Here is a 14,529-nt window from a genome sequence, read left to right as displayed (position 1 = left end):
CGTGGAAGAGGAGCGAATCATATCGGCCAACCTGATGATGGAGGACCGCGCCGCCGAGCTGAGCCTGCGGCCGCGCTATCTGAGCGAATACATCGGGCAAGCCGCCGTCAAGGACAATCTCAAGGTCTACATCGAAGCGGCCAAGCTGCGCAAGGAAGCGCTGGATCACGTGTTGCTCTACGGACCGCCGGGCCTGGGCAAGACGACGCTATCGAATATTATCGCAAATGAGCTCGGCGTCAACCTGCGCACGACGTCGGGGCCTGCGATCGAGCGGCCGGGCGATCTGGCTGCGCTGCTGACGAATCTGCAGGAGGGCGACGTGCTGTTCATCGACGAGATTCACCGCTTGCACCGCACGGTGGAGGAGGTATTGTACCCCGCGATGGAGGACTTCGCGCTGGACATCATGATCGGCAAGGGACCGAGCGCGCGCTCGGTGCGGCTCGATCTGCCGCCGTTCACGCTTATCGGCGCGACGACGCGCGCGGGCTTGCTGTCGGCGCCGCTGCGCGACCGCTTCGGCGTCGTCGGGCGACTCGAGTTCTACACGATGCCGGAGCTGTCCTTCATCGTATCGCGCACAGCGGAGCTGCTCGGCGTAGGCATGGTCGGCGAGGCGGCGGACGAGATTGCGATGCGCTCGCGCGGCACGCCGCGCATTGCGAACCGGCTGCTGCGGCGGGTGCGCGATTTTGCGCAGGTGCGCGGGGACGGGATGATCACGAGCGAGCTGGCGGAGACGTCGCTCGGCCTGATCCAGGTTGATCCCAAGGGACTCGATCAGATCGACCACAAAATGCTGCACGCGATGATCACCAGCTTTCGCGGAGGGCCCGTCGGGCTCGATACGATCGCGGCTACAATCGGAGAGGAAAGCCAAACGATCGAGGACGTCTATGAGCCCTATCTCATGCAGATCGGGTTCCTGCAGCGTTCGCCGCGCGGCCGCATCGTCACCCCGCCGGCCTATGCCCATCTCGGGCTGCCGCTGCCTCAGACGCCGGAGCGTACGGATTCGGACAAGGGGAGGCACGACGAATGAACGTAGGCAAGCGCTTGTCGTCAGGTCGGCGCATGGTGTTAATCGCAAGGGCTGTCGCGCTGCTTGCGGCAGCGGCTCTGCTCGTCGTCCCGCTGCTGCTGCAGGCGCAGACGGCGCAGGCCGCAGCGCCCGCTCTGGAGCGCATCCGGGTGGCGCTGCTCGTCAATCTGCCCGGCACGTATACGAACAATGCGACAGCGGCGTCGCTGAGCGGATCCGAGGGCCTGCAGGTTAAGCTGCGCGGCTCGGCCGCCTGGGATCAGCTGGCGGCGGGAGAATACGCACGCGTGGCGCTCGACGATTACAAGGTGCTGGTCGGAGAGAGCGCCGATTATCGCGCTGCAGCAGCGGTATTGGAACAAGTCAAAAAATCATCCTCGGCCGCATGGCTCGTCTCGGCGCAGGGCGGGCAAGGCGCCTTGACCTACCGCGTGCTGGAAGGCGCATATGCCAGCGCAGCCGACGCGCAGGCTGCCGTCTCCAAGTGGAGCGGCGATGCCGCGCTGCAGTCGCTCCCGGGCGCGTTGGCGCCGCGTCTGGCGGGACCGCTGCGTCTGGCGTCGGCTCCATACACGACGCTGCAGGAGGCGCGGGCTGCCGCCGCCGTCGCAGTCGCAGCCGGGCTGGAGGCGTACCCGGCCGTAATCGGCAGCGGCGCCGACGTCCGCTATGTAGCGGTGATCGGCGCTGCAGCTGACGAAGCCCAGCTCGCCGCGCTGCGCGAACAGGCAAGCGCGGTCGAAGCGCTGGGCGAACTGGCTGTATTGGACCGCGCACAGCCCGTGGTCGTGCTGCTGCGCGACCACACGCGGACAGCGCAGGCGGCAGCCTCGGACGCACTCTATCTGATCGGCGGCACCGGGACCAAGCTCTGGCTCGGGGGGCCAGAGAGCGGCCGAATCAAGCTCGACGAGCGATACGGGCGCTCGTATCGCGGCGGCTTCGAGCTAAGCGCGCACAATGGCATGCTGGCCGCTGTGAACGAACTGCCGTTCGAGCACTATCTGTATTCGGTGGTCGGCGCAGAAATGCCCGCTTCGTGGTCGGCCGAGGCGCTCAAAGCGCAAGCAGTCGCGGCGCGTACCTATGCGCTGCACAAAAACGGCGATGCGTTCGAGATCGCCAACGTCGTCGATACGGTGCTGAGCCAAGCGTACAGCGGCGTCGCCTCCGAGAGCGCGTCCGTCACCGCCGCGGTCGATGCGACCGCGGGCGAGGTCATGCTGTATAACGGGCAAGTGATCGAGGCGCTCTTCTCCTCGAGTGCGGGAGGGGCTACTGCGGATGCGTCGGAGGTGTGGGGCAACGAGGTCGCGTACCTGCGCAGCGTCGAGAGTCCGGACGAGGTATCCGAGCAGGGCCTGTACGCCTGGTATCGGATCGCCCTGGAGGACGGACGCACCGGGTATACGCGCGAGGACCTGCTGGAGGATACCGGCACGAAGACGAGCGGCGGTCAAGCGATCCTGCGCATCGTCGGCAGCGACGTGATGGTCCGGCCGATCCCGCTCGTCCAGAGCGATGTCGAGCCGGTAGCCAAGCTGCAGAGCGGCGCAAGGGTCGTGCTGGTGGAGCAGGCCGTGCAGTCCAATGCCATGAGCTGGGTGCGCGGTCCGATGGACGCCGAGGCGCTGCTGACGGCGATCAACAAGCGGCTGTCGACCCCGATCAGCGGACCGATCCGTACCTTGACTATCGCCGAGAGCGGCCCGTCGGGACGCGCATTGAAGATCGAGGTCAACGGGCAGACCGTGGATATTCGATATCCGGACAGCCTGCGCTCGGCGCTGGGCGGCCTGCCGAGCACACGCTTCACCGTAGATGAGACGGGTCGCGTGACCGTGCTGGGATCGGGCGGGGCCAAGACCGAGCGGCCGTATGACGCGTCGCCGCTGCATGCGGCCGGCGCCGATCGCGTGGAGCAGGCCGGCGGCACGTATTATGTGCTCGACGGCAGCGGCCGCCTTCGCGCCGCGACGCAGGATGCCCAGTTCCGCTTCGTCGGCACGGGCAACGGCCATGGCGTCGGCTTGTCGCAATACGGGGCCCGCAGCATGGCCGAAGACGGGTATGACTACAGGGAAATTCTGACACACTATTACAATGGCATAACGATCAGCAAGGGATGACGAGAGACGATGGATGTACGCGAATTTGATTTTGAATTGCCGGATCGGCTGATCGCCCAGACGCCGCTGGCCGAACGGACGGCATCGCGCCTGCTGGCGCTGGACAAGCGTAGCGGTGCGACGGCGCATCGCGGATTCGCCGAACTGGCAGACTATATGCGTCCCGGCGATACGCTAGTGCTTAATGATACGCGCGTCTTGCCGGCTCGGCTGCTGGGACACAAGCCCGATACCGGGGCTCGCGCCGAATTGCTGCTGCTTAGACAGCTGTCCGGCGATCGCTGGGAGACGCTGGCGCGGCCGGCCAAGCGTCTGAAGCCAGGCACCGAGCTATGGTTCGGCGAGGACGAGCGCGGCGGGCCGCTGCTGCGGGCCCGCGTGCTGGACGCCGGCGAGATGGGAGCGCGGACTGTGCAGTTCGAGTACGAGGGCATCTTCCACGAGCTGCTCGACCGGCTCGGAGAGATGCCGCTGCCGCCCTACATTCGCGAGCAGCTTTCGGACAAGTCGCGCTACCAGACGGTATACGCCCGCCACGAAGGCTCGGCGGCGGCGCCTACGGCAGGACTTCATTTTACCGAGGCCTATCTGGAGCGGTTGCAGCGCAAGGGCGTCCGCCTGGCATATGTGACGCTGCACGTCGGGCTGGGCACGTTTCGGCCGATGTCCGCCGAGACGGTGGAGGAGCATGTCATGCACGAGGAATATTACGCCCTAGACGAAGCGAACGCCAGGCTTCTCAATGATACGAAGGCATCGGGCGGCCGTGTTTTTGCAGTCGGCACAACCTCGGCGCGCACGCTTGAGACGGTCGCCGCGCGCTTTGGAGAAGGGTCGATCGCAGCCTGCAGCGGCTGGACCGGTATTTTCATTTATCCGGGCTACCAGTTCCGGCTTGTCGATGCGCTGCTCACGAATTTTCATTTGCCCAAGTCGACGCTCGTCATGCTGGTCAGCGCGCTGGCGGGGCGGGAAGCGATCATGCGCGCCTATCGCGAGGCGGTTGAGCGGGAATACCGGTTTTTCAGCTTCGGTGACGCAATGCTTATTTACTAGAGAATGGACGGATCTGACGATGGCGATACGATACGAATTAATTAAGGTTTGCAAGCAGTCCGGCGCCCGCCTTGGCCGCATCCATACCCCGCACGGGGTGATCGACACCCCGACCTTTATGCCGGTCGGGACGCAGGCGACGGTGAAGACGATGAGCCCGGAAGAACTCAAGACGATGGAAGCTCATATCATTTTGAGCAATACGTATCATTTGTTTTTGCGCCCGGGCCACGAGCTGATCGCGCGCGCCGGCGGCTTGCACCGGTTTATGAATTGGGATCGTCCGATTTTGACGGACAGCGGCGGCTTTCAGGTGTTCAGTCTGAGCGGCATGCGCAAAATTTCCGAAGAGGGCGTGCAATTCCGCTCCCATTTGAATGGCGATAAAAAATTCCTTTCGCCCGAAAAAGCGATGGAAATTCAGCACGCGCTCGGCTCCGACATCATGATGGCCTTCGACGAATGCCCGCCTCATCCGGCGGAGCATGGCTATGTGAAGCAGTCGCTGGAGCGCACGACGCGCTGGGCCGAGCGCTGCTTGCGGGCGCACGACCGGACCGATACACAGGCGCTGTTTGCGATTGTCCAGGGCGGCATGTACGAGGATTTGCGCAGGCAGAGCGCGGACGAGTTGACTTCCATGGATTTCCCGGGGTATGCTATTGGAGGGCTGAGTGTAGGCGAGCCCAAGCCGCTCATGTACGAGGTGCTGGATTATACGGTGCCGCTGCTGCCCGCGGGCAAGCCGCGCTACCTGATGGGCGTAGGGTCGCCCGACGCGCTGCTGGAGGGCTCGATTCGCGGCATTGACATGTTCGATTGCGTGTTGCCCACGCGGATCGCGCGCAACGGCACGACAATGACCAGCGCGGGGCGCCTTGTGGTGCGCAACGCGAAGTTCGCAGAGGATTTCGGTCCGCTCGACTCTGCATGCGACTGCTACACGTGCACCCATTATTCGCGCGCTTACATTCGTCATTTGCTGCATGCCGACGAGACGTTTGGCATCCGACTGACGACCATCCATAATTTGCATTTTTTGATTCGTCTCATGAAGGACGTGCGCCAGGCGATTGCGGAGGATCGACTGCTCGATTTTCGCGACGATTTCTTCGCGCGCTACGGCCTGTTGCATAATGAGAAAGGATTTTAGAAAAGGGGTGAGAAAACGATGATGCTAGCAGATAGCGCATACATTGCGACCGGTGACACAGCTGGAGGCGGGAGCCTTTTGACGATGATTTTGCCCTTTGTTTTAATGTTTGCGGTGTTTTATTTCCTCCTGATCCGCCCGCAGCAAAAAAAGCAAAAGCAACGCAATTCCATGCTGACTCAGCTGAAGAAAGGGGACCGCGTCGTAACGATCGGCGGAATCCACGGCACGATTCATGAAATCACGGACGATATCGTCGTCCTGCGCGTCAATGACGCGACCAAGCTGACATTTGACCGCAGTTCGGTCAACAACGTAAGCACAAGCACGCAAGTCAGCGAATCCTGATACGCCAATAAGCGCCAAAGCCGGACGGGTTCCCGTTCGGCTTTTGTATATTTATCCCAAATTGGGCAGACACTATCCGATAGGAACCGGCAGCGATCGCCGGGCATAGGAAAAGGATGGGGCGTATGCCGTTATGCAGCTTGAACGGGGCGGTCTTGCACTATCGCGTGCGGGGCAGCGGGCCGCCATTATTGCTGGTGCATCCGCCGCTGCTGAGCAGGGCGTGCTTTCATTACCAGGAGGAAGCGCTGGCCGATGAATTCCAGATTATCACGCTTGATCTAAGGGGACACGGTCACAGCGGGCAGTCGAAGGTGCCGCTCTCATATGCGTTGCTTGCCTCCGACATGGCGGCATTAGTGGATCATCTCGGACTCGCGAGCTGTTACCTGTGCGGGTATTCGACCGGGGCGGGCGTCGTCTTGGAGGCGCTGCTTGCCTATCCGGACCGGTTCGCCGGGGCGGTGCTGATCAGTGCCATGTCCGAGGCGGGCGATCCGCTGCTGCGCGCCAAAATCGCGCTCGCGATGCGGCTGGCCGCAAGCAAGGCGAGCGCGCGGCTGCTTCGGCTCGGCATTGTTTCGGGAAATGCCGATCGCGCGAGCACGTTTATCCGATTGATGCGTGAAGCGCGGCGCGCCAATTTACCGGACGTGCAGCGCTATTTTGCAAGCTCGCTCGCGTATCGCGCCACAGAGCGGCTAGCGGAAATTGAGGTGCCGGTGCTGCTGCTGTACGGCGGCAAGGATCGTGCATTTCGGCGCTATCGGCTGCTCCTGCAACGAAGGCTAAAGCAATACGACTCCGTCATCCTGGACAAGGAAGAGCATCAATTGCCAACCAAAAGTCCGCATGCGGTGAATGCTTGGATTAGACGCTGGCTGCGGGTCCAGACGCGCCCTTCTATCCCCTTAACGGCGCCGGAATACGAGCATTCGCCGGAGCTGACGGGCTGGCCGCTTGAGGAGGAGATGCCGGCCGATAGCGAGCCGCATTCGTTGCAATGAAGGGCGTGTCTCGCATCAGCGTTACCGTGCGTGTAGCGCACGACTTTAGGTAGTGCGGGCAGGGTTGCAGGGGCAGGAAGAATGGAGTACGATCATGAAGAGGATTGTCGATATTTCAACGGGAAGCCCGTACGCTATGCGGAAGGAGAAATGCAAGAATTATGACTATTTTGGGCATGCACCCGCTGCAGGCGCTGGCGCTGGCGGTCTCCGTGACCGGCGGGCTGATTTTGATTCGATTGCGGATTCGTGCGACCCGGCGGCCGACCTCGCTGCGCAAGATCGTGCTGCCGCCTGTGGCGATGTGCAGCGGCTTCGCCATGTTTGCCATTCCCGCGATGCGCATCCACCCGCTATGGGGCTTGTGCGCCTTCGGCACCGGCTTGTTGATTTTTTCGTTTCCGCTCATCGTGACCACACGCCTCGAGCGCCGCGAAGCCGACATTTATGTCATACGTTCCAAAGCGTTTATTTTGATTATGGCCGTTTTGCTTGCCATCCGGGCAATGCTGCACGGGGTTGCCGAAGCCTACATGACCGTGACGCAAACGGCGGCGCTGTTTTATTTATTGGCACTGGGCATGATTTTGCCGTGGCGCCTAGCCATGGTCAGCGAATTTTTGCGTCTGCGGGGAGCGGATGAGGCGCAGCGGGACGATTCGCCGCCGACTCGTCAATTTTTTTGAAACCATCCTTGCCTTTCGAACGTATTACGAGGGATGCTGCACGATTCGTACATATTCTCGCGGCCGATGCTGCGGTTTGTTTGGATGCGCTTCTTGCATGCGGAGCTGTGCCGAGCGCGCCTCGCTCAGGACGCTCATTTTTTGATCGGCCACCCAAGCGCCGGCCAAAAGCAAGAGCAGGATTGCGCTGCAAATGAGCGCCTTTGTTAAGGTTTGCATCAGTACCTCCGTTAGACTGGTTTCTTTCTAGCATCGCCAGCCCCCCCGTTATTTCATACTGCCTATGATTTGGATACTGAAAGGAGAGATCAGGGCCTGATGTTGCTGCATGCCGCGGTATTGCTGCCACTGCTGTTTACCATATTTGTGCCGCTGCTGTACAAAGCCTTTCCCAAGCTGCACACCGGCTGGGCGGTGCTTGCCGTACCGGTTGTGCTGTTTGTCTTTTTTGTCATGCAAATTCCGGGGCAAATGAACGGCGGCAGCGCCCAAAGCGCCGCGATTCCATGGATCCCTGCGCTCGACATTTCGTTTGCGCTCGTCTTGGACGGCCTGTCGTTGCTTTTTGCGCTGCTGATTACCGGCATTGGCGCGCTCGTTGTGCTGTATTCCATCTCGTACTTGTCCCGGGACAAGGAAGCGATCCACCGCTTTTACGTTTACCTGCTCTTATTCATGGGCGCGATGCTCGGCGTCGTGCTGTCCGACAACCTGATCGTGCTGTATGGCTTTTGGGAATTGACGAGTCTGTCGTCGTTTTTGCTGATCGCTTTTTGGTACAAGCGCGATCGTTCGCGCTACGGTGCGCTCAAGTCGATGCTGATCACCGTCGCGGGCGGCTTCGCCATGCTTGGCGGATTTGTGCTGCTGTACGTGATGGGCGGCACCTTCAGCATCCGGGAATTGGTTGCCGGTCTCGACGGATTTTCGGGTGACGCTTTATTCGTCCCGGCAATGCTGCTCGTGCTGCTGGGCGCCTTTACCAAGTCCGCCCAGTTCCCCTTCCACATCTGGCTGCCGGACGCGATGGAGGCTCCTACTCCGGTCAGCGCTTACTTGCATTCGGCTACGATGGTCAAGGCCGGCCTTTATCTGGTTGCGCGCATGAGTCCGGTGTTCGCCGGCGAAGCCGTCTGGTTCTGGCTGGTCTCGGGCGTCGGCCTGGCTACGCTGCTCTGGGGCTCGTATTGCGCGGTGCGTCAGACCGACCTCAAGGCGGTGTTGGCCTATTCCACCATCAGCCAGCTCGGGCTGATCATGTCGCTGCTGGGCATCGGCTCGGCGGCCGCGCATCAGGGCATGGCCGAAGATGCGGTAGCCGCTTACGCGGGCGCGATTGCCGCCGCCCTGTTTCATTTATTCAATCATGCGACGTTCAAGGGGACGCTGTTCATGGTGGTCGGCATCGTCGACCACGAGACCGGCACACGCGATTTGCGCCGGCTTGGCGGGCTGATGGCGCTGATGCCGGTGACGTTTGCGCTCGCGCTAGTCGCCAGCTTTTCGATGGCCGGCATCCCGCCGTTCAACGGCTTTCTGAGCAAGGAAATGTTTTTCACCGGGGCGCTCAAGGCCGCGGAGCTGTCTCTATTCGGCGTGCCGGGCTGGTCGGCGCTCTTTCCGATCATCGCTTGGGCCGCGAGCGTCTTTACGTTCATCTATTGCATGATTGTCGTGTTCAAGACGTTCGCCGGACGATTCAAGGCGGAAGCGCTCGACCACAAGCCGCATGAGGCGCCGCTGCTCATGCTCGTGCCGCCGGCTGTCCTGGCCTCGCTTGTCATAGTGGTAGGGCTTTTTCCGGGGCTGGTCGCCGGCAGTCTGATCGAGCCCGCCCTGGCTGCCGTGCTGCCTGCGCAGGCCGACGCGTATCACGTCAAGATTACGATGTGGCACGGATGGACGACCGAGCTGTTTATGACGATCGGCGTCGTCGCAGTCGGCATCGCCTTGTTTTTGACGCTGCGTTACTGGCAAGGCATCTATGCGCTGCTTCCCGGCCGGCTCACGTTCAACCGGGTTTATGACGGACTGCTGCGGGTGTTGGACCGCGGCTCGCTGTTTCTCACAGGACGCTACATGACCGGATCGCTGCGGCATTACCTGATTTATATTTTTGCGTTCATGATCGGACTGCTCGGCTGGATGATGCTCAGGCTTGACGTGCTGGGCGGAGGTTCGCCGGTTTATGCGGAGCTGTCCTTTTACGAGGTCGTGTTGGTGGCGGTCATCGTACTCGCCGCGCTGGCTGTTCCGCTGGCGGCCTCGCGGCTGACGGCGATTCTACTGACCGGCGCGGTCGGATATATCGTTTCCTTGCTGTTTGTCGTGCTGCGCGCTCCGGATCTGGCACTTACGCAGCTGATAGTAGAGACGGTCTCCGTCACGCTCTTTTTACTCTGCTTTTACCACTTGCCCAAGCTGCGCAAGGAAATGGCGCCGCTGCCGTTCAAGCTCGGCAACGCGCTGATTTCCGTCGGCGTCGGGCTTGTCGTGACGACGATCGCGCTGGTGGTCTCGGGGGCGCGCAAGTTCGATTCCATTTCCGATTTTTTTATCGCTCAGAGCTACGAGCTGGCGGGCGGGCGCAATATGGTGAACGTTATTCTGGTCGACTTTCGGGGGTTTGACACGCTGCTCGAAATCATGGTGCTGGGCATCGCTTCGCTCGGCATCTATGCATTGATCAAGCTGCGGTTGGCCGACGGGGAAGGGGGCGAGCGACTTGAAAACAAATGACGTCATTTTGCAAAGTGCCGCCAAGCTGGTCGTATTCGTCATCCTGACCTTTTCGGCTTATCTATTTCTGTCAGGGCATCACGAGCCGGGAGGCGGGTTCATCGGCGGATTGATGTCCGCCGCAGCGCTCGTGCTGCTGGCGCTGGCCTACGATCTGGATACGATTCGCTCGGTGCTGCCGGTCAATTATCGCATAGTGACGGCAACCGGTCTGTTGCTTGCCATCTTGACGGGGGCCGGTTCTTTTCTGTTCGATCGACCGTTTCTCAGTCACGCCTTTGATTATTTTACGTTGCCGTTGCTGGGCAAAACCGAGCTTGCGACCGCCGTGCTGTTCGATCTGGGCGTCTATCTGGCTGTCGTCGGCGTGACGATGACGATCATCCTGTCCATCGGGGAGGATCGCTGATATGGAAGTATTGCTTTGCATCGCGGCCGGGATGTTGTTTACGGTTGGCACCTACTTGATTTTGGCGAAAAGCCTGCTTCGTATCGCCCTCGGCACGTCACTGATCAGCCATGGCGTGCATCTGCTCCTGCTCACGATGGCCGGCGTCAAACGCGGGGCGCCGCCTCTGCTCGGCGAGGAAGCGCAGGCGTATACCGATCCGCTTCCGCAGGCGCTCATTTTGACGTCGATCGTCATCAGCTTCGGGGTCACTTCGTTTTTTTTCGTGCTCGCGTACCGGGCGTACAAGGAGCTCGGCACGGACGATATGGAGCAGTTAAGGGGGCAGGGCGATGAGTAATCTGGTAATCATGCCGCTGCTCGTCCCGCTTGTGACGGCGGTGCTGCTTATTTTTTTCCACAAGCGCCTCAGAGCGCAGCGTATCCTCGGCGCCGTCAGCGCGCTGATCAACATTGCCGTGGCGCTGGGGCTCGTCCTGCACGTGCGTGGAAATGGCATTGCCACGCTGCAGCTGGGCGGCTGGGCGCCGCCGCAGGGCATTGTGTTCGTAGCGGACATGTTCGCCGCGCTGCTCGTGCTGACGACTGCTATTGTCGGGGCATGCTGCCTGTTCTTTGCCTTTTTTACAATCGGCGAACCGCGCGAGCGTCATTATTTCTATCCGTTTTTCCACTTTTTGTTGGTCGGAGTCATTGGTTCGTTTCTGACCGGCGACATTTTCAATTTGTTCGTCTGCTTCGAGGTCATGCTGATCGCGTCGTATGCGCTGATCGTGCTGGGCGGCACGAAGCGGCAGCTGCGCGAATCGATCAAGTATTTGCTGATCAACATTGTCTCCTCCGCACTGTTCGTGACGGCGGTCGCTTATCTGTACGGCACGCTCGGCACGCTCAATATGGCCGATCTTTCGATGCGGGTCGCCGAAGCGGGGCAGGACGGGCTGCTGACGCTGCTGTCCGTGCTGCTGCTTCTGGTCTTTGGCTTGAAGGCCGGTCTGCTGCTCTTTTTCTGGCTCCCGGGATCGTACAGCGCGCCGCCGCCTGCTGTGGCCGCCGTCTTTGCGGGCTTGCTGACCAAGGTGGGCGTCTACGCGATCATTCGCGTGTTTACGCTAATTTTTTATCATGATCAGGCGGTGACCCATGTGCTGATCGGGGTGCTCGCCGCGATTACGATGAGTGCGGGCGTCATTGGCGCGATTGCATACCGGGATGTGCATCGCATTCTTATTTACAATATTGTCGCCGCGGTTGGCTTTATGGCATTCGGCCTGGCGGTTGCCAGCCGCGAAGCGCTTGAAGGCGCGACGTTCTACTTGCTGCACGATATGCTGGTCAAGGCGCTGCTCTTCCTGCTGGGGGGCGCGCTGATTGCGGGAGCCGGGACGTCTCGGCTCGCGGAGATGGGCGGCCTGATCCGCCGCTTTCCGCTGCTGGGCTGGCTGCTGCTGGTGGCGGCGCTGGCGCTCGTCGGCGTCCCGCCCACGAGCGGCTTCGTCGGCAAGCTGCTGATCGTGCAGGGCGGACTGGCAGAGGGCTGGTATTGGATCACGGGCATATCGCTTGCCTCCTCGCTGCTGATGCTGTATTCGATGATGAAGCTCTTCATGGCAGCCTTCTGGGGCGAGGAGCCGCTGCATCGACCTCCGTCGGCAAGCCGCGTGCCGACCGGCGTCTACTGGCCGATCGGCGCGTTGACCGTGCTGGTCCTCGCGCTGGGCGTCGGCGCGCAGTGGGCGATGCCCTATGTCGCAATGGCGGCCGACGCGCTGACCGACCCGCAGATCTACATCGATGCGGTGATGAAGGAGTAGAAGCATATGGGACTTCAGATTGTTCTCAACCTGATCATCGCCGTCGTTTGGATGTTTCTGAACAACGAATGGACGGCGGTGCAGCTGATCGTCGGATACGCGCTGGGCGCGCTCATCATGCTCGCGCTGCGCCGGTTTTTCAATCATGATTTTTATTTGCGGCGGGTATGGGCGTTTTTGCTGCTGTTGGTCTTGTTTTTGCGGGAGCTGATCATGTCCAATATTAGCGTCATTCGCGAGCTGCTGCGGCCCAAGCTGGCGATCCGGCCGGGGATCTTTGCCTATGACACCGAGCTGCGCGGCGATTGGGAAATTACGGCGCTGGCCTGTCTCATCACCCTGACCCCCGGTACGCTGACGCTGGAGGTGTCGCCGGATCAGCGCACGCTCTACATTCACGCCATGGATATCGCCGATGCCGAGGAGCTGTCTGCGCAGATTCGCAGTACATTCGAAAAAGCGATCAAGGAGGTGACGCGCTGATGCTGCAGGTGGTGCTTTACACGGCGCTTGTGCTGCTGTCGCTGTCCGTCGTTGCGGGTCTGTACCGCATCATACGGGGACCTTCCATGCCGGATCGCGTCATTGCGCTCGATACGATCGGCATTTGTCTGATCGGCTTGGTGGCTGTCGTCTGCATGCTACAGGACACGACTGCCTATCTGGATATTATTTTGCTGATGGGAATTCTGGCCTTCCTTGGCACGGTGGCCTTTTCCAAATTTATCGAGAAGGGGGTGGTGATGGAGCATGCACGAAATCGGGATGACCATCGTTGAATGGATCATTGGCTTGCTCGTGCTGGGCGGCGCGCTGCTCGGCGCGCTAAGCGCCTTCGGACTGCTGCGCTTGCCGGATGTATATACGCGTTCGCATGCGGCGACCAAAAGCACAACGCTCGGGGTGATGTCGATTCTGCTGGGCGCGTTTCTGTATTTTGTCGCCTACGACAACTATGTCAGCGCCAAGCTGCTGCTCGGCATCGTATTCGTGCTCATCACCGCCCCTGTGGCGGGTCATCTGATCGGTCGCGCAGCCTACAAGTCCGGAGCGCCGCTCAGCGACCGGACGGTCCAGGACGACCTGAAGCACGCGCCGCACACCGATACGCAGCTGCGCGAGCATACCGACGGCCAACTGCCGCACGAACGCGAGCGGCAAAGAGAATAGCGCTGCAGTGCAACTGCGGCCCGCAAGAACAGGTACGGATGCACGAACAGGTACGGGATGCATTAAAAACGTCTCTGCCCCTCTCGGGGCAGAGACGTTTTTCATCATTAGAGCTTAGATAATTTTGAGGAGATAGACTGAAATCGGCTCCACTCCAACGGCGGGAATAAGCGTAAAAAGTGAGGCTGCACGGCGGAATCTGCTCCAACGGCGGGAATAAGCGTAAAAAGTGAGGCTGCAACGGCAGAATCAGCTCCAGCGGTGGAAATAAGCGTAAAATGTGAGGCTGCACGGCAGAATCAGCTCCAGCGGCGGGAATAAGCGTAAAATGTGAGGCTGCACACCCGAAGAACAAAACTTGCTGCGCGTCAATGGACGGCGCAGCAAGTTCGCATTGTCAGGCGCGTGCGTTGACGCCGATCATGCCGCCTGCCGCACCGGCCAGCGCGGCGGCTGCCAGCGTGATAAGCGTACGCAACGTGAGCGCCGCGTCCATCGCCAAAAAGCCGATGAGAACGATGGCCAGTCCGTAAACCAGACCGACCGAGATGCCGTGCGACCAACCCTTGCGCTGGGCGCGCTTCCCGGATACAAAGCCGCCCGCCAGCGCGCAAAGCGCATGCGCACCGCTTACGTAGCCGGGCAGCTGTGCTTCCTGCATGCCGCTGAAATAAAGCAGTCCGGCCATCAACAGCGTGCAGCCGAGGAGCCATAGCGCGGCATACATCAGCCCGGACAGGAGCGGCGACGCAATGCGAAGGCGGGGCACTTCTTTAATGGCTTTCACCTGCAATTCCCCTTCCTCGATACGGAACGTTTTGGCCGCTACTCGCAGCGGCAGGTTCCTTTGTGCTATCAAGCATATGGCGGCAACAGGCGAATTAGTACAACCTCGGCACATTTCACCTGCTTTGTGCATTCGCATATGTGCATCGATTGCAATACCAGCGGTCACACTAACGGGTACAGATAG

At 60.8% G+C, this 14,529-nt stretch carries 15 protein-coding genes; 14 read left to right on the top strand and 1 reads right to left on the bottom strand.

Going from position 1 to position 14,529, the window contains the following annotated elements; all coding sequences use genetic code 11:
- Nucleotides 1-34: 34 nt before the first annotated feature.
- The 14 genes from ruvB (at nt 35) to mnhG (ending at nt 13,556) form a co-directional block, all read left to right on the top strand.
- Nucleotides 35-1,045 (top strand): Holliday junction branch migration DNA helicase RuvB, encoded by a 1,011-nt coding sequence (gene ruvB, locus IDH44_RS05270; RefSeq protein WP_190915585.1) that lies wholly within the window; start codon nt 35-37, stop codon nt 1,043-1,045.
- Complete coding sequence (locus IDH44_RS05265; RefSeq protein WP_190915390.1) at nt 1,042-3,174, top strand: SpoIID/LytB domain-containing protein; 2,133 nt, start codon at nt 1,042-1,044, stop codon at nt 3,172-3,174. The genes ruvB and IDH44_RS05265 overlap by 4 nt, the downstream gene beginning before the upstream one ends.
- 9 nt (nt 3,175-3,183) lie before the next feature.
- The gene (gene queA, locus IDH44_RS05260; RefSeq protein WP_190915388.1) at nt 3,184-4,230 is read left to right on the top strand and encodes a tRNA preQ1(34) S-adenosylmethionine ribosyltransferase-isomerase QueA; all 1,047 of its coding nucleotides are present in this window, start codon (nt 3,184-3,186) and stop codon (nt 4,228-4,230) included.
- A 13-nt stretch (nt 4,231-4,243) separates the two neighbouring features.
- The gene (gene tgt, locus IDH44_RS05255) at nt 4,244-5,383 is read left to right on the top strand and encodes a tRNA guanosine(34) transglycosylase Tgt (protein ID WP_190915583.1); all 1,140 of its coding nucleotides are present in this window, start codon (nt 4,244-4,246) and stop codon (nt 5,381-5,383) included.
- 18 nt (nt 5,384-5,401) lie between these two features.
- Nucleotides 5,402-5,731, top strand: a complete 330-nt coding sequence (gene yajC, locus IDH44_RS05250; protein ID WP_190915387.1) for a preprotein translocase subunit YajC — start codon at nt 5,402-5,404, stop codon at nt 5,729-5,731.
- A gap of 125 nt (nt 5,732-5,856) precedes the next feature.
- Entirely contained in the window at nt 5,857-6,738 is an 882-nt protein-coding gene (locus IDH44_RS05245) for an alpha/beta fold hydrolase (RefSeq protein WP_190915385.1), read from the top strand.
- A 161-nt stretch (nt 6,739-6,899) separates the two neighbouring features.
- A complete protein-coding gene (locus IDH44_RS05240; RefSeq protein ID WP_190915383.1) occupies nt 6,900-7,424 on the top strand; it encodes a CcdC family protein in 525 nt (174 codons plus the stop codon).
- 318 nt (nt 7,425-7,742) lie between these two features.
- Nucleotides 7,743-10,163: a Na+/H+ antiporter subunit A gene (locus tag IDH44_RS05235; protein ID WP_223869382.1), complete on the top strand. Its 2,421-nt coding sequence runs from the start codon at nt 7,743-7,745 to the stop codon at nt 10,161-10,163.
- Nucleotides 10,150-10,572 (top strand): Na(+)/H(+) antiporter subunit B, encoded by a 423-nt coding sequence (locus IDH44_RS05230; protein ID WP_190915381.1) that lies wholly within the window; start codon nt 10,150-10,152, stop codon nt 10,570-10,572. Before IDH44_RS05235 ends, IDH44_RS05230 begins: the two co-directional genes overlap by 14 nt.
- A 1-nt stretch (nt 10,573) precedes the next feature.
- Nucleotides 10,574-10,912 carry a Na(+)/H(+) antiporter subunit C gene (locus IDH44_RS05225; RefSeq protein ID WP_190915379.1) on the top strand — a complete coding sequence of 113 codons (339 nt, stop codon included), beginning with the start codon at nt 10,574-10,576 and terminating at the stop codon, nt 10,910-10,912.
- On the top strand, nt 10,905-12,386 hold the full coding sequence (locus IDH44_RS05220; protein WP_190915377.1) for a Na+/H+ antiporter subunit D: 1,482 nt from the start codon (nt 10,905-10,907) through the stop codon (nt 12,384-12,386). Before IDH44_RS05225 ends, IDH44_RS05220 begins: the two co-directional genes overlap by 8 nt.
- A 6-nt stretch (nt 12,387-12,392) precedes the next feature.
- Complete coding sequence (locus tag IDH44_RS05215; protein WP_190915375.1) at nt 12,393-12,869, top strand: Na+/H+ antiporter subunit E; 477 nt, start codon at nt 12,393-12,395, stop codon at nt 12,867-12,869.
- The gene (locus IDH44_RS05210) at nt 12,869-13,165 is read left to right on the top strand and encodes a Na(+)/H(+) antiporter subunit F1 (protein WP_190915373.1); all 297 of its coding nucleotides are present in this window, start codon (nt 12,869-12,871) and stop codon (nt 13,163-13,165) included. Before IDH44_RS05215 ends, IDH44_RS05210 begins: the two co-directional genes overlap by 1 nt.
- Entirely contained in the window at nt 13,137-13,556 is a 420-nt protein-coding gene (mnhG, locus tag IDH44_RS05205; RefSeq protein WP_190915372.1) for a monovalent cation/H(+) antiporter subunit G, read from the top strand. The genes IDH44_RS05210 and mnhG overlap by 29 nt, the downstream gene beginning before the upstream one ends.
- Before the next feature lie 397 nt (nt 13,557-13,953).
- Here mnhG and IDH44_RS05200 read toward each other — a convergent pair whose 3' ends face one another.
- The gene (locus IDH44_RS05200; protein ID WP_190915370.1) at nt 13,954-14,343 is read right to left on the bottom strand and encodes a TIGR04086 family membrane protein; all 390 of its coding nucleotides are present in this window, start codon (nt 14,341-14,343) and stop codon (nt 13,954-13,956) included.
- Between the last annotated feature and the right edge of the window lie 186 nt (nt 14,344-14,529).

This window comes from Paenibacillus sabuli (assembly GCF_014705605.1).
Lineage (GTDB): Bacteria > Bacillota > Bacilli > Paenibacillales > Paenibacillaceae > Paenibacillus_D > Paenibacillus_D sabuli.
This window is presented reverse-complemented; position numbering and strand designations above follow the sequence as displayed.

What these genes read in the sequence shown, in the direction of transcription:
- ruvB (WP_190915585.1), top strand. Translation starts at nt 35, where the DNA reads ATGATGGAGGACCGCGCCGCCGAGCTGAGCCTGCGGCCGCGCTATCTG.
- IDH44_RS05265 (WP_190915390.1), top strand. Translation starts at nt 1,042, where the DNA reads ATGAACGTAGGCAAGCGCTTGTCGTCAGGTCGGCGCATGGTGTTAATC.
- queA (WP_190915388.1), top strand. Translation starts at nt 3,184, where the DNA reads ATGGATGTACGCGAATTTGATTTTGAATTGCCGGATCGGCTGATCGCC.
- yajC (WP_190915387.1), top strand. Translation starts at nt 5,402, where the DNA reads ATGATGCTAGCAGATAGCGCATACATTGCGACCGGTGACACAGCTGGA.
- IDH44_RS05245 (WP_190915385.1), top strand. Translation starts at nt 5,857, where the DNA reads ATGCCGTTATGCAGCTTGAACGGGGCGGTCTTGCACTATCGCGTGCGG.
- IDH44_RS05240 (WP_190915383.1), top strand. Translation starts at nt 6,900, where the DNA reads ATGACTATTTTGGGCATGCACCCGCTGCAGGCGCTGGCGCTGGCGGTC.
- IDH44_RS05235 (WP_223869382.1), top strand. Translation starts at nt 7,743, where the DNA reads ATGTTGCTGCATGCCGCGGTATTGCTGCCACTGCTGTTTACCATATTT.
- IDH44_RS05225 (WP_190915379.1), top strand. Translation starts at nt 10,574, where the DNA reads ATGGAAGTATTGCTTTGCATCGCGGCCGGGATGTTGTTTACGGTTGGC.
- IDH44_RS05220 (WP_190915377.1), top strand. Translation starts at nt 10,905, where the DNA reads ATGAGTAATCTGGTAATCATGCCGCTGCTCGTCCCGCTTGTGACGGCG.
- IDH44_RS05215 (WP_190915375.1), top strand. Translation starts at nt 12,393, where the DNA reads ATGGGACTTCAGATTGTTCTCAACCTGATCATCGCCGTCGTTTGGATG.
- IDH44_RS05210 (WP_190915373.1), top strand. Translation starts at nt 12,869, where the DNA reads ATGCTGCAGGTGGTGCTTTACACGGCGCTTGTGCTGCTGTCGCTGTCC.
- mnhG (WP_190915372.1), top strand. Translation starts at nt 13,137, where the DNA reads ATGCACGAAATCGGGATGACCATCGTTGAATGGATCATTGGCTTGCTC.